Here is a 22,744-nt window from a genome sequence, read left to right as displayed (position 1 = left end):
CATCGTCATTAAAATTATATCTGATACGAATTACAAAAGGGATTTTGCAATTTTTTTACCCAATTACGCCTGAACTTCAAAAAGCAAGCGCTCTCCAAATTTTTCTTCTGCAATTTTACCGTTGTCATATACTAAATGTCCATTGACAAAAGTATGGGTTACCTTAGAATGGAAGTTCATGCCTTCCAATGGGCTCCATCCGCATTTATACAATAAATTGTCTTTAGCAACCGTCCAGTCTTCATTAAGGTTTACCAAAACCAGATCTGCTTTATATCCTTCTTTTACAAAACCTCTTTTCTCAACTCTGAAAAGAATAGCCGGATTGTGGCACATTTTTTCAACAATTCTTTCAAGAGATATTTTTCCGTTTCTGTAATTCTCAAGCATCACGATCAATGAATGCTGTACCAAAGGAGCTCCTGAAGGGCATTTTGTATACACATTCTGTTTTTCTTCAGCAGTATGCGGGGCATGATCAGTGGCAATTACATCAATTCTGTCATCCAGCAATGCTTCCCAAAGACCGTCTTTATCTTTTTGAGTCTTTACCGCAGGATTCCATTTGATCAAGCCTCCTTTTGTTTCATAGTCTTCATTTGTAAAGGTTAAATGATGAACACAAACTTCAGCGGTAATTTTCTTATCTTTTAAAGGGATGTCATTTCTGAAAAGGTTTGTTTCTTTTGCTGTTGAAAGATGGAAGACATGCAGCCTTGCCCCTGTTTTCTCTGCCAGTTCAATGGCTTTGGAAGAGGATTTATAACAAGCTTCTTCACTTCTTATCAAATGATGAAATTTTACCGGAATATCTTCTCCGTACTCATCCAGATACTTTTGGGTATTCGCTCTGATCGTAGCTTCATCCTCACAGTGAACAGCGATAAGCATTTTGGTATTACTGAAGATATTCTCCAGGGTTTCAGGGTTATCAACCAGCATATTTCCGGTAGATGATCCTAAGAACAATTTAATTCCCGGAACATTTCTGGGATTTGTTTTTAGGACTTCTTCAAGATTGTCATTGGTTCCCCCCATCATGAAACCATAGTTGGCATAAGCTTTCTGAGAAGCAATTTCATATTTATCCGCCAATAATTCCTGGGTAACGGCATTCGGAACCGTATTCGGCTGATCAATAAAACTGGTTACCCCGCCAGCAATGGCAGATCTGGATTCACTTTCAATATCTCCTTTATGGGTCAGGCCCGGTTCACGAAAATGTACCTGATCATCAATAACACCCGGAAGAAGGTATTTCCCGGAACCGTCAATGATCTGATCTGCATCTTCTGCAATAGCAGTTTCTATTTTAGAAATTAAATCATTTTCTATTAAGATATCGCTTTCAAAGACTTTTCCTTCGTTGACGATGTTTACATTTTTGATAAGGATCTTCATTTTTTACGTAGAAATTAGAGGTTAGGTGAGAGGTTAGAAAAAATTTGGGGTTATAAATTATCATTGGCCAATAAAAATATGGTCATTAATTTCTAACTTCTTGCTTCTAACTTCTGTACACCGCAAAATTAAGGTTTATGAATGAATTTTAATATCACTGATCATAAATCAATTTCTAAATATTTACATTTGCATAAAATTTCACATTTTGAAAAAACTTCTCAACGAGACGATCATATATGGGATTGGGGCGATTATGCCGAGAGTTATTTTATTTATTCTCAACCCTTTATATATCAACCAGATTGAAAACAAAGATTTTGCCATATTCTCCAATCTTTATGCATTAATTTCTTTTGTAAATATTATGCTGTCTTTTGGTTTTGAAACGGCTTTCTTCCGTTTTTCTGCAGAAAAGGAAAATGAAAAGAAAACATTCAACACCTCTTTTTGGTTCCTTTTTGGGTTGTCTACCCTTTTCCTGCTGGGATGTCTGATTTTCAGCCAGTCAATTGCTGATACTCTGGAGTATTCCTCTAATCCGGAATACATCCGTTGGTTTGCCTGGATTGCGTTTTTCGACAATCTCTGTGTGATCCCTTTCGCGTGGCTGAGGTATAATAACAAACCGATTAAATATTCTTTGGTAAGAGTTCTGCAGTCTCTTTTTCAGACCGTTGTCACAGTTGCCTTATTCCTGTATATTCCTTTAAGTGTTTCCCAGGGCTTCGGTTTAAAGGAAAAAGTATCTTTCCCTTTTTACAGTAACCTTGCTGCCAGTTTTTTAGGCTTTCTTTTGCTGCTTCCGGTTGTTTTCAAAATACGGTTCCAGTTTTCTGTTGACCTCTTTAAAAGGATGATTACCTATTCCTGGCCGGTCATGATTGCCGGTCTGGCGTTTATGTTCAACGAAAATTTTGACAAAGCTGTTCAGATTTATTACATTCCGAATGAAGATGCCGGTGCTTATGGCGGATGTTATAAGTTGGCAGTTCTGATGACATTGTTTGTCACTGCTTACAGAATGGGTATCGAACCATTCTTTTTCAAACAGATGAATAATGATAATGCCAAAAACACCTATGCTAAAGTTACAGAATACTTCACATTTTTTGCCTCCACAGTAGCAATGGGAATCATAGCGAATATTTCATGGCTAAAACAGATCTTAATTCCCAACAGTACTTATTGGACTGCTGTTGACATTATCCCGATTATCGTGATTGCCAATCTGTGCTTCGGTATCTATTATAATTTTTCTACCTGGTACAAAGTAACCGACAGAACCAAAATAGGAACTGTGATTTCCTGGTTGGGAGCCGGGCTTACGATTGTGCTGAACCTTCTGTTCCTTACCAAATATGGATTTATGGTCTCAGCATGGGTAACTTTCATCGCCTATTTCGTTATGATGATTACGTCCTATTTATTGGGACAGAAATATTATCCTATTCCATACAGGATTAAAAAAATGACCTTCTTTTTAGGATTGCTGATGCTTTTCAGCTTTTTAATGGTCTATTTCTTTGATTATAATTTCTGGATAGGAAACCTTTTATTCTTACTCTACGCAGGAATTTTGATTTATACGGAAAAAGATATGCTTTTATCAAAAGTGAAAAAAATTAACTTTGGTCTCTATTTTGCTATTTAGCAATCCTGTCTTACAGATTACAACAAAACCCGGTAAAGATGATAAATTTTACGTTTTAACAAGCGTTTTAATTAGTATCTTTAACAAAAAAATAAACTATAATTAAACAAAAACATAGTTATATTATTTATGAAAATTATTGTTCCTATGGCTGGACGTGGTTCCAGATTACGTCCTCATACGCTGACTGTTCCAAAACCTCTTATTCCTATTGCAGGAAAGCCCATCGTACAGAGATTGGTGGAAGATATTGCTAAAGTTGCCGGAGAAAAGATTGAAGAAGTAGCGTTTATCATTGGAGATTTTGGTTCTGAGATCGAAAGATCCCTTATTCAGATTGCTGAAAAGCTGGGAGCAAAAGGAAGTATATACTACCAGAATGATCCTTTGGGAACTGCCCACGCCATCAAATGTGCAGAACAATCTATGCAGGGAGATGTCGTAATTGCATTTGCAGATACCCTTTTCCGTGCAGATTTCCAACTGGATAAAAATTCAGATGGAGTGATTTGGGTAAAAAGCGTAGAGGATCCATCTGCTTTTGGAGTGGTAAAATTAGACAACTATGGTTTCATCACTGACTTTGTTGAAAAGCCTCAGACTTTCGTTTCAGACCTTGCCATTATTGGTATTTATTATTTCAACAGTGCTGAGAAATTAATGGACGAAATCAATTATATCATGGATAATGATATTAAAAACGGTGGCGAATATCAGTTAACGACCGCTTTGGAAAACCTCAGAGCAAAAGGGGCTAAATTTACTTTAGGGAAAGTAAATGACTGGATGGACTGTGGAAATAAAAATGCTACGGTAGAAACCAACAGCAAAATTCTTGCTTATGAAAAGGCAGAAATGGCACAACATCCTGCTTCTGCTGTGATTGAAAATTCACTGATCATCCCTCCTTGCTTTATCGGAGAGAACGTAAAAATCTCCAATTCAAAAGTGGGACCTGGTGTTTCATTGGGAAATAACACGGTGATTGTAAATTCTAATATTGAAAACTCGCTGATTCAGGAGAATACCAGGATCAACCACGGAAACCTTTCCAATTCTATGATCGGTAATTCTGCACAGTATTTCGGGGTAGCAAGAGAGATTTCTTTAGGTGACTACTCGGTATTAGATTTTCTATCCAAATAAATAAGATCGAAAATTATTTAATTTAAATACAATATAATCAGGCCACACAAAATGTTTTTGTGTGGTTTGGCGTTAATATTGCAACGTATTTTTTTAATTGAAAAGATAAATACATGAAAAATTGGATCCCATTCCTTTTATTACTTCTTGCCTTATCATCCTGTAAAACCAAAAATGTCATTAATACTGATACGGGTACACAGGACAGTATTTCAACTGCGGAAAATAACAGAAATCCAAAAGATGTCAATGAACCCGTGAGGGATAAACTTACCTTTTATGAACATGTAGTGATCCCTCCCAAATTCGAACAGATTAAAATTGACAGTAAGGTACGCGTGGAAACGGGAAGCTTTGTACCTACCCTGGATGCCACCACTTATATTGAGAATGATAAAAAGGTCTGGATGAATCTAAGAGCCGTGTTCCTTAATGTAGCCAGAGGAATTGCAACTCCGGAAGGTATAAAAGGACAGGACAAAGTAAATAAAGCTTATATTGACTCTGATTTTGATTACCTTAATAATTTATTGAACGTCAATTTTATCGATTATAAATCGCTGGAAAAAATATTGATGGGACGCACCTTTGTCAAAATCAATGATTCTCAGTTTACGCTGACCCAGAATGCACAGGGATATAAAATGACATCCAATGTAAATCAGAAGATTGTCACTGACGAAAAAAGCAGGGAGTATAAAATTGTGTTACAATATGATACCAATTATGATTTATTAAATGTGAATCTAAGAGATGTATTATCTACAGACGAGCTGGATATTTCTTACAGCGACTGGAATGAATACAATGGAATCCGTCTACCCAAAAATGTTAAAATAATTATAAAAGGCTCAAAATCCAGCCAAATCTTAATGGAAAATACGAAATTTGACTTTTCGAGGATGGAAACACCTTATTCTGTACCATCGAGTTATAAGAAAATTGAGATTAAATGATTAAAAAATTTAGCTTTTTAATAGGTATTCTGATGTTCGTATTACATCAGGGACAGCAGAAAAAAGACCAGCTGCAAAAGCAGAATGCCGAACTTAAAAAACAAATTGCACAAATAAATACGGATCTAGCCAAAACCAGAAGTGAATCTAAACTTTCTATAGCCTATCTCACCAACGTTAATCAAAAACTAGTTTTAAGAGAAAAGGTATACAGTAATACTCAGAAAGAAAAAAGATTCATTGAGGATGATATCTATTTACGACAGTTAGAAATCAACCGTCAGAATAAAGAATTAGCAGTTCTTAGAAAAAACTATGCTGAAGTTCTCGTTAACGCCTATAAAAATAAAGGCGTACAGAATAAAGTAACATTCATCCTTTCTTCCAAAAATCTGGGAGAAGCGATCCGAAGAGTACAATATCTGAAACAGTACTCTGATTACCAGGATAAGAAAGCTGCCGAAATCACCGATGCAGCCAATCAGATCAAAAAAACAATTGCACAAAGACAAAGCTCTGTAAAAGAGAAAGAAAATCTGTTGGTCAACCAACAGAAGGATTTGGCTACAATCAATGCAGAAAGAGCTCAGAAAGAGCAGCTTGTAGCCGAATTTAAAAAGAACGAATCCAAGCTTACGGCTGAACTCAGACAGAAACAAACCCAGTCTAAGGCTCTTGAAGGACAGATCAGAGCGATCATTGCTGAAGAGATCAGAATAGCAAAGGCTGAGGAAGAAGCCCGAAGGAAAGCAGAAGCAGAAAAAATACGTTTAGCTAAAATTGCTGCTGAAAGAGAAAAAGCAAGAATCGAGGCGGAAGCTAAAGCAAGAGCTGAAGCATTGGAAAGAGAAAGAAAGCTCGCGGAAGCGGAAGCTAAAAAAACAGCAGAACTGGCTGCAAGAAGAGCTGAAGAAGAAAGAAAACGCAGTGAAGAGGCGGCCAGAGCAGAAGCCAGTGCAAAAGATGAAGCAAAAAGACTTGCTGCTAAAAAAGCATCAGACGAAGCAGCCGTAAAAGCTAGAGAAGCTGCTGATAAATTAGTTGCAGCAAGAGCCGCAGAAACAGCCCTTGCCAAGAGAAAAGAAGAAGAGAAAAAGGCAGCAGAAACTAAAGCCATGACAAGCTACGGGGTTTCTACTTCTACCGGAAGCAGTTTTGCAGACAACAGGGGAAGACTCGGTTATCCAGCAGATAGAGCCGGGCAGATTACTCACCGATTTGGAAGACAGCCACACCCGGTTTTCAAAAACATTACTGAAGAAAACAATGGTATTAAAATTTCTGTCCCTGCAGGAACACGTGCAAAATCAGTGTATCCGGGATCGGTATCTTCAGTATTGGCCAACAATGACGGAACAAAAACAGTTATCGTAAAACACGGAAGCTATTTCACCATTTATTCCAACTTAGGAAATGTAAGTGTTTCTAAAGGACAACAGGTTTCTTCAGGCACACCGGTAGGTACGGTAGCACAGGATTTTGACGGTTCCTATACCCTTGATTTCCAAGTATGGAACGGTAGTACACCAGTTGATCCATTAGGTTGGATTTCATATTAAAATAAAGCTTAACTTTTTAAAATAAAGCTTAACTTTGCAAAAATTTTAAGAGATGAATACACTAACAATACTTGCCTTATCTTGGCAGCACATCCTTATCGTAGCCATACTTTTGGTATTACTATTCGGAGGAAAGAAAATTCCGGAATTAATGAGAGGAGTAGGTTCAGGGATCAAAGAATTTAAAGATGCGGTAAAAGAAGAAGACAAACCAGGATCTGAAAATAAAACTTCTTCTACAAATAATAATAATTCTCCCAGTAACTAAAATTCCTCAGAATTAATGAATTTCACTGAGACTGCATGGAAAGTCTTCAATCAATGTATTGAAGACTATCACGTGTCTGATGACGTTAACTCTCTAATTAATAACCCGTTCGAAAAAGATAGTTTGGAACGGATTTTGTATGCAAAGAACTGGATTGATACCGTTCAATGGCATCTGGAAGATATAATTAGAGACGAAAATATTGACCCGGCTGAAGCTCTTCAACTGAAGAGAACGATAGACGCCTCCAATCAGAAAAGAACTGATCTGGTAGAATATATCGACAGCTGGTTTCTTACAAAGTTTGAAAATATAACTCCAAAACCTGAAGCAAGATTAAATACAGAAACTCCCGCTTGGGCAGTAGACAGATTATCCATCCTCGCTTTAAAGGTCTATCACATGTCATTAGAAGCCAATAGAGAAACTGCTTCTGAAGAGCACAGAAAAAACTGCCAGGCAAAACTGGATGTACTGCTTACTCAGAAAGAGGACCTGTCAACTTCTATAGATCAGTTGCTTGCTGATATTGAAAACGGTAATGTTAAGATGAAAGTTTACAAACAAATGAAAATGTATAACGATGAAAGTCTTAACCCAATCCTTTATCAAAAAGGGCAACAGAAATGAAAAAACGATTTTTTTTTGGAGTACTACTTATAATAATAACTTCTTCCTGCGCAACGGAAAAGCTTAATCTTTCCCCGCTGTCGAATAATTTTTATAGTGAAACAAAAGGTTCTGATTCTGACAGAGGTTCAAAGAAGAGTTTTAATATCAATATCAAGGAAAATGTAAATGCTTCTGAGATTTCAAATATGATTTCAACCTTTCCTAAATTTAAGAGCAACGGTTTGAATGACGAAATAACAAGCTTGAAATACAGCCTTCAGAATTATTTATACGCTATTGATGCCAACAACTCTACAGGAAAAAGCAGATCCCTTAAAAGCTTCGAAAAATCGTATAAGAAAATTCAAAAACTAAGACAGAATCTTGACAGAGATGATGACGAGGTACTCAACCGATATCTCGTTCGCCTTAAAACGAATATTTCTGTTATTGAAGACAATTTACCAGGAAGTTAAAAACTAATAGAACTATTAATGATTAAAATTCAGGCGGAAGCTAATGTTCCTACAGAGCATGGCAATTTCCGAATGATAGCTTTCTCTGAAAACGAAAACGACTGGATGCCTCACATGGCTATTGTCGCAGAAAATACAGATTTTACAAAACCTGTCAATGTGCGTTTCCATTCAGAATGTATTACCGGAGAAGTTTTCCATTCAAAAAAATGTGAATGCGGCCAACAGCTGGATGCCGCAATGAAATATATCCATGAAAATGGAGGAATTATTATCTACCTTCGTCAGGAAGGCAGAAATATAGGCATCATCAATAAGCTGAAAGCTTATTCTTTACAGGAAAAAGGCCTTGATACGGTACAGGCTAATCTTGAACTGGGACTTCCTGCTGACGACAGAAACTTTGGCGTCGCTATTGAAATCCTGAATTTATTAGAGGTAAAAGATGTTAACCTGCTTACTAATAATCCTGAAAAGGTAAAATATGTGGTAGACAGTAATATCCACCTTAATTCAAGAGTCCCGTTACAGATACCGGCTAATGAAATAAGTAAAGGCTATCTTCAAACAAAAAAAGATTTCTTTGGGCATCTTCTGGATGACAATGACAATTAAATACAACAAAAGCTTCAGCGTTTTTCTGAAGCTTTTTTTATTGACTGTATTTTATTGTTCTTTATAAAAGGATATCCATTTATCAATCAAAAGCCCCGAGATTTCTCCCGGGGCTTTCTTTAATTATAAAAAACTGAAAAGATATTTCTTAATTTACTCTTGTTGATGAAACATTAGAATCATTAAGATTGTAATATTTCACAACAGCATTATAATCACTATAATCTACCGGCGGAGTTGCTGTTTTCAGATTGTTTCCTGGGTTGGCAGGAAGAAGTACTATTCTAAATCTTTGGTTGTTCAGATACTGGCCTGCTTCCGTTGAGGTCATTCCTGTAGCAAGGTTAAAGTTAGCATCATCTATTCTGATCTGTACGTTTTGAGAATCGAAAACGAAATTATAGTCAAATACTCTGTTGGTCGGCATGTTGGGAACATCAGCCAGATAAACAGATTTTGGAATCTGCTGCCAAGCACCTCCAGCATCTCTATATACTAAAACTACATCTGTACTGTTAATTTTAATTCCCTGTTTGAAAGCATAGGTGTTACCGCTGTTAAACGTTCCTGTAACATCTTTCATTTGAGAATCTACCGTATTCTGAACAACAACATCATCTTTATTGTCACAGCTATACGCTAAAAAACCAATACCGGAGAGTAATATAAATGGAAGAATTTTTTTCATTTTTACAAAAGTTTAGTTATTATTTATAAACCGTATTCAAATCATATACCAAAAATTTCAAAAACTTTGTTTTCGTCATTTTTTTAATTGTATTTTTGTTCTTATTCAAAAGTCATGAAGAAAATAGTATATACTTCACTCTTTATTATGGCCCTGGTAAGCCCAAAAGCAAAAGCCCAATATCAGCCTAAAAATACTTCCAAAGAAGAGGTAAAAAAAGCACGGCAATGGGTGGATAAAACGTATAAAAATCTTTCTCAGGATGAAAAACTGGGACAGCTGTTTATTGTTGCATTGTATACGAATAAAGGGGAAGAGTATATAAACCAGGTAAGAAACATTGTTGTAGGAGATAAAATAGGCGGCCTGATTCTCATGCAGGATGATGCCGCAAGAGAAATCAATCTGGTGAATGAGTTCCAGCAAAAATCCAAAGTTCCGTTAATGATCGGGATGGATGCGGAATGGGGAATTTTCCAGAGAATTGCTGCCGCTCACAAATTTCCTTGGGCGATGACATTGGGCGCGATACAGGATAAGAATTTAATCTATCAGATGTCAGCGAAAATAGCAGAAGACTGTCACAGAATGGGAATCAACTGGGATTTTGCGCCTGTAGTGGATGTCAATACCAACCCTAATAACCCAATTATTGGTAACAGAAGTTTCGGTTCAGAGGTTGATAATGTAATTCATTCTGCTTTATCTTACTCCAATGGTCTTCAGGACAATAATATATTAGCTGCCATCAAACATTTTCCCGGCCATGGTGATACCAGTACAGATTCACACCTCGATCTTCCGGTTGTTTCTCATAACCTGGAAAGATTGAATACTATAGAGCTGGCCCCTTTCAAAGCATTGATGGATAAAGGTATCGGCGGAGTGATGGTGGCCCACTTATATGTTCCAAGTTTAGAATCAGGGAAAGGAATTCCAGCTTCTGTTTCAAAAAATATTATCACAGGATTACTGAAGGATAAACTGGGTTATAAAGGCCTGATCATCACTGATGCCTTAAACATGGGAGCAGTAGCCAACAAATATAAGCCGGGAGAACTGGATGCCATGGCATTTAAAGCCGGAAACGATATTATGCTTTTCTCGCAGGGGGTTTCTGAAGGAAAAAAACTGATTCAAAAGGCTATTGACAGGGGAGAAATTCCTCAGTCAAGAGTGGAAGAAAGCGTAAAGAAGATCTTACTGACAAAATATTTCCTGGGACTTACACAGTATAGTCCAAAAAATCCTGAGAACATCAATACTGACCTGAATAATGATTCTCATAGAACATTGGTTCAGAATTTATATTCCAATGCATTAACCTTATTAAAGGACAGTAAAAAACTATTGCCTCTTACCGGAAAGCAGGTGTATTATGTTCCTTTGGAAGAAGCACCTTACCAAACGTTTGCTGACAGGCTGGGATCCACTGCCATTATAAAAAAAGCGAATGAGATCCATACTATTCCAGCAGGCTCTACCGTAATTGTAGGTTTCCATAAAGATAATTCAACAGCTTATAAGCCTTATAAAATATCGGCAGAATCCAAAAAGGTTCTTGCTGACCTGACCCAAAGTCAAAATGTTATCCTCAATGTATTCGGAAGCGCTTACGCTTTAAAAGATATTGATCTTTCAAAGGTTTCTACGGTTTTGGTTTCTTATGAGAATAATGATGACTCAATGAATGCAGCAGCCGATGCTTTGAACGGAAAAACAAAAATATGGGGAAAACTTCCTGTACTGGTCAATGATCAGTTGCAGGCAGGAATGGGAATGGATTTAAACCCAGCTTCCTCTACAAATATCAACTCAACAACATCAAAACAACAATAATCTAATGAAAATAGGCATACTTTGCTACCCGACATACGGTGGTAGCGGAATTGTAGCAACGGAACTGGGAATGTCCCTTGCCAATAAAGGATATGAGGTACACTTTATCAGTTCTGCACTTCCGGCAAGATTAGATATTACCAACCCCAATATTTTCTTTCACAGGGTAAATGTTCAAACCTACCCTCTTTTTCAGTACCAGCCTTATGATATTGCATTAAGTTCTATGATTTACAGGGTCGTGAACCTTTATAAACTGGATCTGCTACATGCCCATTATGCGATTCCTTATGCCTATGCGGCATTTACCGCTAAGCAAATGCTTCAGGAGGACAATAATGACATTCCACTGGTAACCACTCTTCACGGAACGGATATTACTCTTGTAGGACAGCACCCGAGTTATAAACACGCCGTAGAATTTTCAATCAACCAGTCAGACGCCATTACTTCTGTTTCTGAAAGCCTGAAGAAAGATACGCTTCAGTTTTTCAATATCAAAAAGGAGATACAGGTGATTACCAACTTTATTGACAACTCTGAATTTGATGACTGCTCTGAATGCCAGAGAACACAGTTTGCCAATCCTGACGAGAAAATATTGATCCATGTATCTAACCTGCGTCCTGTAAAACGGGTTGACGAAGTACTGCAGATCTTTAAGAATGTGGAGAAAAAGGTAAAATCAAAACTGATCATTATCGGTGAAGGTCCTGATATGGAAAAGGTCAATCAGTTCCTGGAAGAAAATCCGGATCTTATTTCAAAAATCCGTCTTTTAGGAAAGGTGAATGATCTTTATAAGATTTTACAGCTTTCGGATGTATTCTTACTGCCTTCGGAGCAGGAAAGTTTTGGTTTGGCTGCTCTTGAGGCGATGGCCGCTTATACTCCGGTAATCAGCTCCAATGCGGGCGGAATTCCTGAAGTAAATATTCAGGGTGAAACAGGATACCTGGCAGAAATCGGAAATGTAGAAGCGATGAGTAACTATACCATCAAATTACTCAGCAACGACGAACTTTTAGCCAAAATGAAGAAAAATGCGAAAGAACAGGCAATAAAATTCGATTTGAAAAACATTCTTCCTATATATGAAAAAATGTATAGAACAACGATAGAAAATTTTAAGAAGGAGCTGACGAAAGTATAATATTTCTATTATATTTATCGTCACACTTATGACGGAAAAACTACTTCAATATCTTTGGAACTATAAGATTTTCAAACATTTTGACTTCAAGGATATTGAAGGAAATTCCGTTGAAATCATCCATTTTGGAAAATGGAATAAAGATGCCGGTCCTGATTTTCTGGAGGCTAAAATCAAAATCAGCGGCCTGGTTCTGGCCGGAAATATAGAACTTCATGTCCGCTCATCAGACTGGATTTTCCACAATCATTCTCAGGACCCCAATTATCAGAATGTTATTCTCCATGTTATTTTCCAACATGATATTGAGGTCAGTGATCTTACCGGCAAAAATGTCCCTACGCTGGAACTCAAAGACTATATTGATGAAAATATATTATGGAAATATGAAAGGCTTCTCAACGGAAGCGAGTTTATTGCCTGTGAAAAGATTTTCAACCAGAGCAAAATTCCTGTACACTTTCATGAAGGGAATATCCTAAAAAAGCTGGCAGAAAAATCTCAGGAACTTGAACAAAGTTTAGCACAATACAAAAATAATTTTGAAGCCGTTTTATTTCACAGCCTTGCCTACTCTTTTGGATTAAAGGTCAATGCCCATATTTTCAGGCAGATTGCTGAAAGCATCGATTTCAGTATCATTAATAAAATCCGTCAAAATCCGCTGCAGCTGGAAGCCTTATTTTTTGGCATTTCCGGATGGCTTGGCCATCCGGAAGACAGACAAATGGAAATCTGGAAAAGGGAATTTGAATTCGTAAGCATAAAGTTTAATATTTCAGGCTTACAATTCCATCCCAAATTTTTAAGATTAAGACCTCCCAATTTCCCTACCATCCGTTTATCTCAACTGGCAGATCTCTACTCCCGGCAGCAGCATCTTTTTTCAAAAATAATCGAAGCTAAGAATGCCGATCAGCTTTATGAGCTCTTCAATGCAGTAAAAGCTTCGGAATATTGGGATTTCCATTTTAATTTTGGAACTCTTTCAAAATTTAATCCTAAAATCCTAAGCAAAAATTTTATTGATCTTCTTATCCTCAATACTGTTCTTCCTTTAAAATATACCTACCATACATATCACAATGAAGAAACAGCAGATGAGATCATAGCATTTTACAGCAGTATTGCCGCTGAAGAAAATTCAGTGGTTACAGGATGGAAAAATCTGGGCGTGCCTATACAGAATGCGATGGAAAGCCAGAGCCTCATTTATCATTACAAAACCTCGTGTGAAGAAAAAAATTGCTTAACTTGCAGTATTGGATTTAAACTATTAAAAGAATCTTGAAATGCTAAGTAATATCCGTCATAAAATGGAGCGAGAATGGTTCGGCGTTCTTACAAGAACCGGAGCTAAGTTAGGAATTCCCGTATCTAAATTAAGGATTTTCTTTATCTACTCTACTTTTGCCACAGCCGGCTTTTTCTTCCTTATTTATTTGGGTCTGGCATTTACTTTGTGGATTAAAGATATTTTTATTACAAGAAGACCAAGCGTTTTTGATTTATAATTATGGAATTTTTACCGATTAATCATGCTGAGGATCATAGAGTTCAGGAGATCTATAATTCATACATCAGCACCTTTCCTGTAGACGAACAGAGAGATAAAGAGCAGTTTGTGGGGCTTTTTTCAAATCCACGTGCCAAAATAATGTCTGTAGAGCATGATGCTCAAGCCATCGGGTACCTTATCTTATGGAAATTGAGTTCTTTTGTTTTTGTTGAGCATTTTGAGGTATTTGAAGCTTTCAGAAGTAAAAAACTGGGTTCGCATATTGTAGGACATTTACTGGAAAACTATCCGAAAGTTATCTTAGAAATTGAACCTGAAGAACTCAGTGAAGATGCTAAAAGACGTTATGCCTTTTATCAGAGAAACAATTTCCATCTTATTGATACTGCCCATGTGCAGCCAAGCTACGGGGAAGGCAAACAGTCATTAAATCTATGGCTGCTTGCCAACTATACTCCGGAAGGCGTAGAGGAAGTAAAGAAAGAAATTTGTGATACTGTGTATCTTTAAAATATAAAACGCCGGAAACATTCCGGCGTTTATTTTTATTCTGTTTATTCCTTTTTTAACTCAGGTTTTAATTCACCTCATATTCTAATTTTATAGTGATACTGGCCTCTTTTTCTTTAGATGAGGTATTGAAAGTTCCGCCATAAGAATAATCTTCATTTGAATTCGGAGCTGTAATCTGAATTACCCCCATAGTTGCTTTCTTCAGGTTTCCTAAGCTGCTTCCGGAATTTTCTGCAATTTTTTCGGCACGTTCCTTGGCATCCTTTGTCGCGCTGGCGATCATTTCCTGCTTTACGGTAGCCAGCTTGGTATAAAAGTAAGAAGGAGAGGAAGAGGTGAACTCAATCCCCCGGTTGATTATTTCCGTAATATTTCTGGAAAGATTTTCAATTTCAGCCACATCTTTGCTTTCAATAGAAACCTTTTGGGTCAGGTTGTACCCCGAAAATTCTCCCTGTACATAGTTGCCATTGGCGTCATTATAGCTTCTGAACTGTTTCTGAATATCAACGGATGAAAATACAATTTCTTTCTGTTTTATTCCTTTTGAAATCAGATAATCATTGATCACTTTTCTGTCTAAAGCCAGCTCATCATAAGCCGATTTCAAATCAATATTGTTTTTCGAAAAGCTCCCGGACCAGGTAATCAGATCGGAAGTGAACTGTTTGGTTCCCAACCCTGTTACAGCAATGGTATTTTCAGATTTGTTCCTGTTCTTAACAGCATTGCCTAAAAAGCCCAGTCCAACGACAAAGCCCAATGCTCCTACTGCTACTGCAATAATGTTTTTGTTCATAAAATTTGTGAATTTGGGTTGTTTTTACAACACTACTGTATCAATTTTCATTCCAATATTTTAAGATTTTTTTAACACAAGAATTGAAAAACAGGATCAGATTCCTCCTGATTATTTCTGGTTTTGTTTTAATCTTTCTGCATATAAAGGTAGAGTTTCTTCCAATCTCAAAAGTACGCCTGATAAATTTTTGGCTTTTACGTAGGTGCGTACCTGCGGCTTCACCAGGAATGAGAATTCTATAAATTCTGAAATTCTGTCGGAAGGAATTCCTGCTTTCGTAAAGTATTCGTCCTCTACTCTATTGCGGATCCAGGCAATATGTTCCTGCAGGTCGTCATATTTATACTGTCTTTTCTGTCTTCTCGCTTTCCCACTGATCAGATCATACACTCCCTGAACATTTAAATTTCCTAAAAGTATCGGCAACAGCACTTGCTTTACTTCCGCCGGTTTTTCCCTCATTTTTCCAACAGGCTGCGGTAAACCGACCGCATCCCGTACGATTTCTCCTTTATCTGCTTTGGCAACGGTTCTGGAATCCTGTTCAAGGTCACCGCTGAGTTTTTTTACAATCTTTACTTCTTCTATTTCTTTCGGGATCTGGAAAAGAATGATCAGCAATTGTGAATTAATCCCATCGGTAAGAACCCTTTTAGACACCCTCCGGAAATCTTCTTTCACAAATCTCAGTTCATCATTCGAAGAGGCTTCAATAGAAAACATTCCCATAGAATTGGAATACACTTTGTGGTCAGTAGACATATTGATCACCGTTACTGCACTTAAGTTTTCACCATTATCATCTATAATTCTTCCGGTCACCGTTTGCTGTGAAAATAAAGTTCCGGATATCAGAAACAGCATAAGGTACAGGCTGTGGTTTATCTCAGTTCTCACCTTTGGTTATTTTTGAGTTTGCGGAGCACGGTAGGATGCTATTCTGGTCAGAACAAAACGTTGAAATCTATTCAGGTCCGCATCGTCGCAGAACCCGTATTTTAAGATTTTTCTTCTTTCAAAACCGCCCGCAAAAACATAATAAATAAAATGTTCGATCTGGGATTTCTCTATTGTAAGGCTGGCAAAATAATCCTCTCCAAGGCTCGTCTTCAGATAATTCATTAAATCAATATCATCCCACCGGTCTTTTACTTTTCCAATGGAGAAGCCTTCTCCTCTTGGCTGTACAAATTCTCCGGGTCTTGCAGCCAGTATTCTGGGATCCGATTTCTGAGCAATATACTGATCTATTTCTTTAGCCAGTTTCACCACCTTTTTGGGCCTGTTATAATTTTTCGAGTCTATTTTCAGGTTTCCTGTAAGACCTTGCTTTACTTCCACTTCGGGAATCTGTATCGCAGATCTTATAAGGACTATGTTCATCGGAGCCCGGATATTTTCCTGAGATACTATTTTTGTCAGCCGCTCATAACCCGCTTTTACAAAACGGAGCTCATCTCCCACCCTTCCGGAAATCATAAAATGACCGTCCGTATTTGAAACCGCCATTTCATCCGTCCGGATATTGATCACGGTTACATCCTGCATCTCAATACCTCCTTCAGCAGTTATTTTACCGAAGATATAGCTTTGAGCATGGGTATGAATAAAAAAAATAAAGGTTAAAAAAAGAAAAGTTTAAGTTTCACGGGCTGTTTTTATAAAGCAAAGCTAAAATTATTTTTAAATTATACCATAAGTTTAACCTCAGTTAACGCCTTTTAGTATTTATTTTTGAATTTTGCCTTTGAAACTGTTAAATAGCACAACTGAATTGTTAAAATTTCTTTGAAATTTTAGTTAACTTGCAGTCTCAATTCTACCTTTAACAATGCAAAATTCTTATACAGTCATCAATGCATCCGCAGGATCAGGGAAAACATATGCTCTGGTCCAGAGACTTCTGATGATCTGTCTCCGCTATCCTAATCAGCAGCATTCGATCAGGAATATTCTTGCACTGACTTTTACCAATAAAGCAGCCAACGAGATGAAGGAGAGAATTTTATCATGGCTTGGGAATTTCTCTGCCGGGAATTTTGCCAAAAATACCGATCTTAAAAATATTCAGAAGGCATTTGAAGAACAGGGATTAAAAATTACCATTGACGAGCTTCACCTTCGTTCCAAAAAGCTGCTGGATCATATTCTTCATAATTATTCGACGCTGAATATTGGGACCATTGACCGTTTTAACTCAAGACTGGTCAGAAGTTTTTCTTATGAATTGGGATTGGCTAAAAATTTTAATCTTGAAATTGAGGCCGAACCCTTTCTGATTGAAGCGGTGGATAAAATGCTTGATCAGATCGGCGAAAATGAAAACATCTCCAATTCTTTCATGGATTATGTGGATTACAGTCTTGAAAATAATGAAAGGATCAACCTCAACAAAAACCTTTATGATTCTGCCAAAGAATTCGTTAAAGATATTCACTATGAACATCTGAAAAACAATAAAAGTTTTGATGACGTCAATTATGAAAATATAAAGAATACACTCCGTCAAGAGATTATATTTAATAAAAAACAGGCAGCGGAACTTGCAGCAAAATCTATTGAGCTTTTTAAGTCCAGAAATATTGAGATTGAAGATTTTGCCCAGGGAAAAAACGGAATCGGAGGATTCTTTCCCAAGGTCATAGATTTTTATCAGCAGAAAAGAGCAGGCTTTCCTTTCCCTACTACTCAGGAAGAATCGGTGATCAATAACTACAGAAAAGGAGCTTCTTCAAAGTCCAAACATAAAGAAACTGAAATTTTTGAAATCCTGGATCAGCTTCTTGAAAACAGGATGCAGCTGATTCTTTTGTATATAGAAACTCAAAAGAAAGAAAAAGTCTTATCTGCGCTCCTTCCTTTAAAAGTAAACAAAGATATCCAGGATGAGCTTAGAAAGATTGAAGAGGAGAATGATCTTGTGCTCCTTTCAAAATTTAACATCCTCATCAACGAGAATCTTAAGAACGAACCTTCGGCATTTATTTATGAAAAGGTAGGTTCCCAGTTTATGCACTATTTCTTTGATGAATTTCAGGATACTTCGGAATTACAGTGGCAGAATTTTGTTCCGTTGAGGGATCACAGTGTGTCTTCAGAAAACACTTCATTCACCTTGGTAGGTGATCCAAAACAAAGTATTTACAGATTCCGTGGCGGAGAAAGTAAACTGATGCTGGATATTATCAATAAAAAAGAGTTCTCCCCTAAAGAAGCTGATCTTCTTGTGCTAAAAGACAACTGGAGGAGCGCCAGAAATATCGTACAGTTTAATAATGAGCTCTACCGGTTCCATTCCGAAGGTCTTGAGGAAGAACATAAAAATATATTCGGAACCGATGCTGAGCAAAGCCCCAGGTCAAAGATGGACGGACGGGTAAAGATCAACCTCATCGAAAACCTTACCAATGAGGAGTTTTATGATGATACTTCAGCCCGAATGCAGAAAGATATTCAGGAGTGCCTGGATCATGGATTTAAATTCTCAGACATTACCATTCTCTGCCGTGGAAATTTTGACATTTTCAGCTATTCTCAAAAGCTGGGAAATTTAAAAGTCAGCTACCGCGGTGAAGAGACCAATATAAAAACGATTTCTGATAAAGGGCTTACACTGGAACTTTCCAACACCCTGAAAGCCGTCATTGAATTTCTGAGATGGGAAATAAATCCTAAGAACAAACCTTGTCTGATCATGATGATGTACCATCTGAATACCTTGGGACGAATTCATATGGCAGACTTTACCCTGGAAATGAAAGAGATTCTGGATATTACAGCTCATGAAGAAATTCTTCAGTTTATTCAGCAGAAATATTCGGTACAGCTTAGGCAGGATAACTTTCCGAGATTTAATCTCTACAACTTTATAGAGTATTATATCAACGAATTCTCCGTGGAGAACCGGGAAACCGATTTCCTCTTAAACTTCATGGAAATGCTTTTCAACTTTACCCAAAATGCGGGAGCCGGTACAAAAGAGTTTCTGAAATACTGGGATGAGGAAGCTTCTTCTTACACCATCCAGGCTTCGGAAAATATTGATGCCATTCAGATCATGACCATCCACAAATCGAAAGGGCTGGAATTCCCGATTGTTTTTATCCCGATGATCAATAAAAACCGGGATAATGAATTCACCAACTGGTTTGATACTCATGATAATGATGCGTTGAAATCTGTCAATATCAATCAGTTCAACAAAAATCTAGAAGTATATGATGAAGAAATTCAGTTCTTTAACAAAAAAAATTCTTATAAAAACCTGATTGACAGGCTGTGTCTGCAATATGTAGCCACTACAAGACCTGTTGAACAGTTATTTTTCTATCTTCAAAAACCTAACAAGACTTCCAATAATCTTGAGCTGTTAGAATTTCTGAAAACAAAAAATACGGAAGACTTAGATGAGTTTGATCTGTATGAGGTACAGCCGGAGATGCTTAAGAAATATTCCAAAGAGAAGACTTCTCTCTTTAAAACCCGGAATATCCGGAATCTTAAAAATAGTAATGAAAAAAGCACTTCCATAAAGATTGCTACGCCATCCAAGAATTATCAGGTCAGAAATGAGAAAGTAAGAATCGGACTTTTCGTTCACGAACTTTTATCTAAAATCAATACGAAAAATGATATTTCCAAAGTATTGGAAGGTTATGCACTGGAAGGCCAGATTACTCTGGATGAGAAAAGTGAAATCCAGGTTACCTTAGAGGAAATTGTCAAAACTTATGCAGAATTCTTTGATGAAAAGTGGGAAGTGATCAATGAAAAAGACATTATGATCTCCGAAAATGGAGAAAGTCATATTTTCAGACCTGACCGCATTTTAAAAAGTGATGAAGGATATATTATTGTAGATTTCAAAACCGGGGAACAAAAGACCAAAGATGAAGCACAGGTGGAAGGCTATAAAAACATTCTGGAAAACCTGGGAAAAAAGGTCCTCAAAACCCAGATTATCTACCTTTAATTTTTCAAATACTGCAGGAACTGAACGATCGTAGAATTACGACACAAAATCGTAGAACTACTACAAAAAGTGAAAGTTAGGTTCAAAAAATTTTATGATTAAGCTAAGAAATATACATTTGCGATACAATCACTGAATCATATATTATTAATTAATCAAAAAAATTTACTCAGCATGGCAGAAATTACTTTTAACAAATCCCACGAAGAAGGAACATTAATTACTTTAAACTGGCAAAACGGATATGTGATCCAGCACGAAGTAGACTTTGACGCGATCGACACCAACAGCATGCTGATCACGTTTGTAGTAAGTGCCGAAACGATCAATTACGGGAGCTCTGAGTATGCCGGATTGTGGCCTTCCGCTTAATTCTTACTTACTAAACTGATAAAAATCATCCTAGTTCTTAAGGATGGTCTTTTTGCGTCTCTTCATAAAATATTTTCATTTTTAAAAGAAAGGAATGTTTTATCTGCTTTTTACAAACAGCTGATCCCATTTGAGGACCTATAGTCATCAAAAAATCACCATCAAAATCGTACTTCTACTACAATTTTTAAAATTTAACAGTTTATATACCAAAGTAATACAAAACATTTCTAATTTTAGTGATATAACCACAAAAAAATAACCGATGAAAAATAAGGTAACCAATGCAGATAAAATTGCTGAAAATCATATTGCGGGAGTCCAGCGTGTGGTAAAACTGGATGTTGTCATTGAAGGTAAGATCATCAGACACTTCAAACATTTCCGCCTTCAGCAAAGCATACGGAAACACCATAATTTCGAATTAACCCTTGCCCATGACACCTTGGGTGATGATCAGGATCATAATCTGGAGAATGCCCAGCAGTTTCTGGGAAAGCGTCTCACGGTGGTCTTTAAATATAAGGATGCCGAAAACGAAAGCCCGGAAAGAACTTTTGTCGGCTTTATCACCCAGGTCGCCTTCAGCCAGGAAAAAGCCAGCCTGGGAAGTATTGTTCTGAAAGGAAAAAGCCCTACTATCCTGATGGATTCAGCACCGCATACTCAAAGTTTTGGTGGTGATCAGCCTGTTAATACATCCATCATTGCAGACAGAGTGATCAAGGAGGCTCTTGGTTCCGGCAAGTATGACTTTAAAGTGGATACCAAAAATAAAAGCTACATCAACTACAGCGCACAATATAAGGAAACCCATTACAATTATCTTGCAAGACTCGCTGAAACCTATGGAGAACAGTTTTACTATGACGGGGAGGTTCTTCATTTTGGAAAGCTTCCACCTGGTGAAAAGCCTATAAAACTCACCTACGGGAGTAATGTAAGTGATATTTGTATAGAATTGAAGGCTGTTCATACCAAACCTGAGTTTTTCGGTTACAACAGCAGCAAGCATGAAAAACTATTAAGTTCAACAGCCAGCATTAAACATTGGGGGCAGCTTGCCTCAAAAGCTTATGATCTGAATGACAACATTTATAAAACCAGATCATTAAATCCGTCTCCTGTCAATGCAAACATGTCTTTAAATGTAGATGACGCTCAGAAAAGTGCTGCCGGAAGCGCTGCTGTAGAGGTCTTCACAGTTTCCGGAAATACGACAGTACCTTTCCTGCATCCGGGGTGTATTGCAGATATTGAGATGAGAAAACCCAACACGAATCAAACATCGTATTTTACAAAACTGATGATCACGGAAGTGACTCATGAAGTCAATACGCGGGGATATTACAACGGAACATTTGAAGCTATAGCTGAAGGAACAGGATATATTCCTGCCCCTGAATTTGACAATCCCCAGGCTGAGCCACAGATTGCCACAGTTATTTCCAACACGGATCCTCTGAACCAGGGACGTATACAGGTACAATTCGACTGGCAGCTGCATGATACCACTCATTTCATCAGAATGATGAGCCCTGATGCCGGCGGTACCGATGCTGTCACTCAGAACCGAGGATTTGTAGCCATTCCGGAAGTAGGGGATCAGGTTATGGTAGGCTTTGAATACCATCATCCCGATTTTCCGTTTGCCATGGGAGGAATGTTCCATGGAGCAGTAGCATTAGGCGGCAGTGTCAATAATCATATCAAATCTATACAGACCCGAAGCGGTAATAAAGTAATTTTCAATGATGAAGAAGGGAGTATCTATATTGAAGATCCTAGTGGAAACACCTACTTTATGGATGGCAAAGGAAACATTGCAGTCAATGCTCCGAAAGACATGACCTTTACTGCGGGTAACAATATTAAAATGACAGCAGGCCGTGATATCACCTCGATAGCAGGAAACAGTATGTTTTCCACAGCAAATGTCAATATCGTATCGAATGCCGGTGTTAATATGATTGATACCGCAGGAAAAGACCTTATGCAGACTGCAACCGGAAATATTCATGAGTCTTCCGATATGAGAACTGAAATTTCTGAAAATGAAAGAAATATTCAGGCTAAGAAAAGCGACTCCTATGCGGAGAAAGTAACGGTAGTAAGCACGAAAGAAAACATGATTCTTCAGAGTGAGAAAACCGTAAAATCCCAAAGCGGCGAACAAGGGAACTCCCATTAATTTACTAC

General features: G+C 37.4%; 20 protein-coding genes and 1 pseudogene. 16 read left to right on the top strand and 5 right to left on the bottom strand.

Going from position 1 to position 22,744, the window contains the following annotated elements; translation table 11 throughout:
- Positions 1-63: 63 nt before the first annotated feature.
- A complete protein-coding gene (locus MUW56_RS13355) occupies positions 64-1,401 on the bottom strand; it encodes a dihydroorotase (RefSeq protein WP_292013644.1) in 1,338 nt (445 codons plus the stop codon).
- A 208-nt stretch (positions 1,402-1,609) separates the two neighbouring features.
- Between MUW56_RS13355 and MUW56_RS13350 the strand changes: the two genes are divergently transcribed.
- The 8 genes from MUW56_RS13350 (at position 1,610) to ribA (ending at position 8,687) form a co-directional block, all read left to right on the top strand.
- Positions 1,610-3,055 carry a lipopolysaccharide biosynthesis protein gene (locus MUW56_RS13350; RefSeq protein ID WP_292013643.1) on the top strand — a complete coding sequence of 482 codons (1,446 nt, stop codon included), beginning with the start codon at positions 1,610-1,612 and terminating at the stop codon, positions 3,053-3,055.
- Positions 3,056-3,184: 129 nt separating this feature from the next.
- Entirely contained in the window at positions 3,185-4,201 is a 1,017-nt protein-coding gene (locus MUW56_RS13345) for a sugar phosphate nucleotidyltransferase (protein ID WP_292013642.1), read from the top strand.
- A 113-nt stretch (positions 4,202-4,314) separates the two neighbouring features.
- Entirely contained in the window at positions 4,315-5,157 is an 843-nt protein-coding gene (locus MUW56_RS13340; protein ID WP_292013641.1) for a DUF4292 domain-containing protein, read from the top strand.
- Positions 5,154-6,716 carry a peptidoglycan DD-metalloendopeptidase family protein gene (locus MUW56_RS13335; RefSeq protein WP_292013640.1) on the top strand — a complete coding sequence of 521 codons (1,563 nt, stop codon included), beginning with the start codon at positions 5,154-5,156 and terminating at the stop codon, positions 6,714-6,716. The genes MUW56_RS13340 and MUW56_RS13335 overlap by 4 nt, the downstream gene beginning before the upstream one ends.
- A gap of 52 nt (positions 6,717-6,768) precedes the next feature.
- The gene (locus MUW56_RS13330; protein ID WP_292013639.1) at positions 6,769-6,984 is read left to right on the top strand and encodes a twin-arginine translocase TatA/TatE family subunit; all 216 of its coding nucleotides are present in this window, start codon (positions 6,769-6,771) and stop codon (positions 6,982-6,984) included.
- 15 nt (positions 6,985-6,999) lie between these two features.
- Entirely contained in the window at positions 7,000-7,614 is a 615-nt protein-coding gene (locus MUW56_RS13325; RefSeq protein WP_292013638.1) for a DUF4254 domain-containing protein, read from the top strand.
- Entirely contained in the window at positions 7,611-8,072 is a 462-nt protein-coding gene (locus MUW56_RS13320) for a hypothetical protein (RefSeq protein WP_292013637.1), read from the top strand. The genes MUW56_RS13325 and MUW56_RS13320 overlap by 4 nt, the downstream gene beginning before the upstream one ends.
- 18 nt (positions 8,073-8,090) lie before the next feature.
- Positions 8,091-8,687 carry a GTP cyclohydrolase II gene (gene ribA, locus MUW56_RS13315; RefSeq protein WP_292013636.1) on the top strand — a complete coding sequence of 199 codons (597 nt, stop codon included), beginning with the start codon at positions 8,091-8,093 and terminating at the stop codon, positions 8,685-8,687.
- A 148-nt stretch (positions 8,688-8,835) separates the two neighbouring features.
- Here ribA and MUW56_RS13310 read toward each other — a convergent pair whose 3' ends face one another.
- On the bottom strand, positions 8,836-9,375 hold the full coding sequence (locus tag MUW56_RS13310; protein ID WP_292013635.1) for a hypothetical protein: 540 nt from the start codon (positions 9,373-9,375) through the stop codon (positions 8,836-8,838).
- Positions 9,376-9,489: 114 nt separating this feature from the next.
- Between MUW56_RS13310 and MUW56_RS13305 the strand changes: the two genes are divergently transcribed.
- From MUW56_RS13305 to MUW56_RS13285, 5 genes are read left to right on the top strand one after another with little or no spacing between them, the layout of a single operon-like run.
- Positions 9,490-11,214 carry a glycoside hydrolase family 3 N-terminal domain-containing protein gene (locus MUW56_RS13305; RefSeq protein ID WP_292013634.1) on the top strand — a complete coding sequence of 575 codons (1,725 nt, stop codon included), beginning with the start codon at positions 9,490-9,492 and terminating at the stop codon, positions 11,212-11,214.
- 4 nt (positions 11,215-11,218) lie between these two features.
- A complete protein-coding gene (gene bshA, locus MUW56_RS13300; protein WP_292013633.1) occupies positions 11,219-12,367 on the top strand; it encodes an N-acetyl-alpha-D-glucosaminyl L-malate synthase BshA in 1,149 nt (382 codons plus the stop codon).
- Between the two features lie 28 nt (positions 12,368-12,395).
- Positions 12,396-13,658 (top strand): DUF2851 family protein, encoded by a 1,263-nt coding sequence (locus tag MUW56_RS13295; RefSeq protein ID WP_292013632.1) that lies wholly within the window; start codon positions 12,396-12,398, stop codon positions 13,656-13,658.
- A 1-nt stretch (position 13,659) separates the two neighbouring features.
- On the top strand, positions 13,660-13,881 hold the full coding sequence (locus tag MUW56_RS13290) for a PspC family transcriptional regulator (protein WP_034695702.1): 222 nt from the start codon (positions 13,660-13,662) through the stop codon (positions 13,879-13,881).
- 2 nt (positions 13,882-13,883) lie between these two features.
- Positions 13,884-14,396, top strand: coding sequence for a GNAT family N-acetyltransferase (locus MUW56_RS13285; RefSeq protein ID WP_292013631.1), 513 nt, complete (start codon positions 13,884-13,886; stop codon positions 14,394-14,396).
- 67 nt (positions 14,397-14,463) lie between these two features.
- On the opposite strand, the gene MUW56_RS13280 is transcribed toward MUW56_RS13285, so the two are convergent.
- The 3 genes from MUW56_RS13280 to MUW56_RS13270 all read right to left on the bottom strand — a co-directional run bounded on the left by MUW56_RS13280 (position 14,464) and on the right by MUW56_RS13270 (position 16,749).
- Entirely contained in the window at positions 14,464-15,198 is a 735-nt protein-coding gene (locus tag MUW56_RS13280) for an SIMPL domain-containing protein (RefSeq protein WP_292013630.1), read from the bottom strand.
- 111 nt (positions 15,199-15,309) lie between these two features.
- Positions 15,310-16,098, bottom strand: a complete 789-nt coding sequence (locus tag MUW56_RS13275) for a carboxypeptidase regulatory-like domain-containing protein (RefSeq protein WP_292013629.1) — start codon at positions 16,096-16,098, stop codon at positions 15,310-15,312.
- A 6-nt stretch (positions 16,099-16,104) separates the two neighbouring features.
- Positions 16,105-16,749 carry a hypothetical protein gene (locus MUW56_RS13270; protein WP_292013628.1) on the bottom strand — a complete coding sequence of 215 codons (645 nt, stop codon included), beginning with the start codon at positions 16,747-16,749 and terminating at the stop codon, positions 16,105-16,107.
- Between the two features lie 283 nt (positions 16,750-17,032).
- On the opposite strand from MUW56_RS13270, the gene MUW56_RS13265 reads away from it, so the two are divergent.
- From MUW56_RS13265 to MUW56_RS13255, 3 genes and pseudogenes are all read left to right on the top strand, one after another.
- Entirely contained in the window at positions 17,033-20,173 is a 3,141-nt protein-coding gene (locus tag MUW56_RS13265) for an exodeoxyribonuclease V subunit beta (RefSeq protein ID WP_292013627.1), read from the top strand.
- 180 nt (positions 20,174-20,353) lie between these two features.
- Positions 20,354-20,545 (top strand): annotated as a pseudogene (gene tssD / locus MUW56_RS13260) (type VI secretion system tube protein TssD); the annotation flags it as partial.
- A 265-nt stretch (positions 20,546-20,810) separates the two neighbouring features.
- Positions 20,811-22,736, top strand: a complete 1,926-nt coding sequence (locus MUW56_RS13255) for a phage baseplate assembly protein V (protein WP_292013626.1) — start codon at positions 20,811-20,813, stop codon at positions 22,734-22,736.
- The last annotated feature ends 8 nt before the right edge of the window (positions 22,737-22,744 follow it).

The organism is Chryseobacterium sp., assembly GCF_022869225.1.
Taxonomy (GTDB): domain Bacteria; phylum Bacteroidota; class Bacteroidia; order Flavobacteriales; family Weeksellaceae; genus Chryseobacterium.
Note: the sequence above shows the minus strand (reverse complement) of the source record. Positions and strands in the feature narration are given on the sequence as shown.

Bases quoted from the DNA above. Each gene is read 5' to 3' on its own strand.
- MUW56_RS13355 (WP_292013644.1), bottom strand. From the start codon at position 1,401: ATGAAGATCCTTATCAAAAATGTAAACATCGTCAACGAAGGAAAAGTC.
- MUW56_RS13345 (WP_292013642.1), top strand. From the start codon at position 3,185: ATGAAAATTATTGTTCCTATGGCTGGACGTGGTTCCAGATTACGTCCT.
- MUW56_RS13340 (WP_292013641.1), top strand. From the start codon at position 4,315: ATGAAAAATTGGATCCCATTCCTTTTATTACTTCTTGCCTTATCATCC.
- MUW56_RS13335 (WP_292013640.1), top strand. From the start codon at position 5,154: ATGATTAAAAAATTTAGCTTTTTAATAGGTATTCTGATGTTCGTATTA.
- MUW56_RS13330 (WP_292013639.1), top strand. From the start codon at position 6,769: ATGAATACACTAACAATACTTGCCTTATCTTGGCAGCACATCCTTATC.
- MUW56_RS13325 (WP_292013638.1), top strand. From the start codon at position 7,000: ATGAATTTCACTGAGACTGCATGGAAAGTCTTCAATCAATGTATTGAA.
- MUW56_RS13320 (WP_292013637.1), top strand. From the start codon at position 7,611: ATGAAAAAACGATTTTTTTTTGGAGTACTACTTATAATAATAACTTCT.
- ribA (WP_292013636.1), top strand. From the start codon at position 8,091: ATGATTAAAATTCAGGCGGAAGCTAATGTTCCTACAGAGCATGGCAAT.
- MUW56_RS13310 (WP_292013635.1), bottom strand. From the start codon at position 9,375: ATGAAAAAAATTCTTCCATTTATATTACTCTCCGGTATTGGTTTTTTA.
- MUW56_RS13305 (WP_292013634.1), top strand. From the start codon at position 9,490: ATGAAGAAAATAGTATATACTTCACTCTTTATTATGGCCCTGGTAAGC.
- bshA (WP_292013633.1), top strand. From the start codon at position 11,219: ATGAAAATAGGCATACTTTGCTACCCGACATACGGTGGTAGCGGAATT.
- MUW56_RS13295 (WP_292013632.1), top strand. From the start codon at position 12,396: ATGACGGAAAAACTACTTCAATATCTTTGGAACTATAAGATTTTCAAA.
- MUW56_RS13290 (WP_034695702.1), top strand. From the start codon at position 13,660: ATGCTAAGTAATATCCGTCATAAAATGGAGCGAGAATGGTTCGGCGTT.
- MUW56_RS13285 (WP_292013631.1), top strand. From the start codon at position 13,884: ATGGAATTTTTACCGATTAATCATGCTGAGGATCATAGAGTTCAGGAG.
- MUW56_RS13280 (WP_292013630.1), bottom strand. From the start codon at position 15,198: ATGAACAAAAACATTATTGCAGTAGCAGTAGGAGCATTGGGCTTTGTC.
- MUW56_RS13270 (WP_292013628.1), bottom strand. From the start codon at position 16,749: ATGCAGGATGTAACCGTGATCAATATCCGGACGGATGAAATGGCGGTT.
- MUW56_RS13265 (WP_292013627.1), top strand. From the start codon at position 17,033: ATGCAAAATTCTTATACAGTCATCAATGCATCCGCAGGATCAGGGAAA.
- MUW56_RS13255 (WP_292013626.1), top strand. From the start codon at position 20,811: ATGAAAAATAAGGTAACCAATGCAGATAAAATTGCTGAAAATCATATT.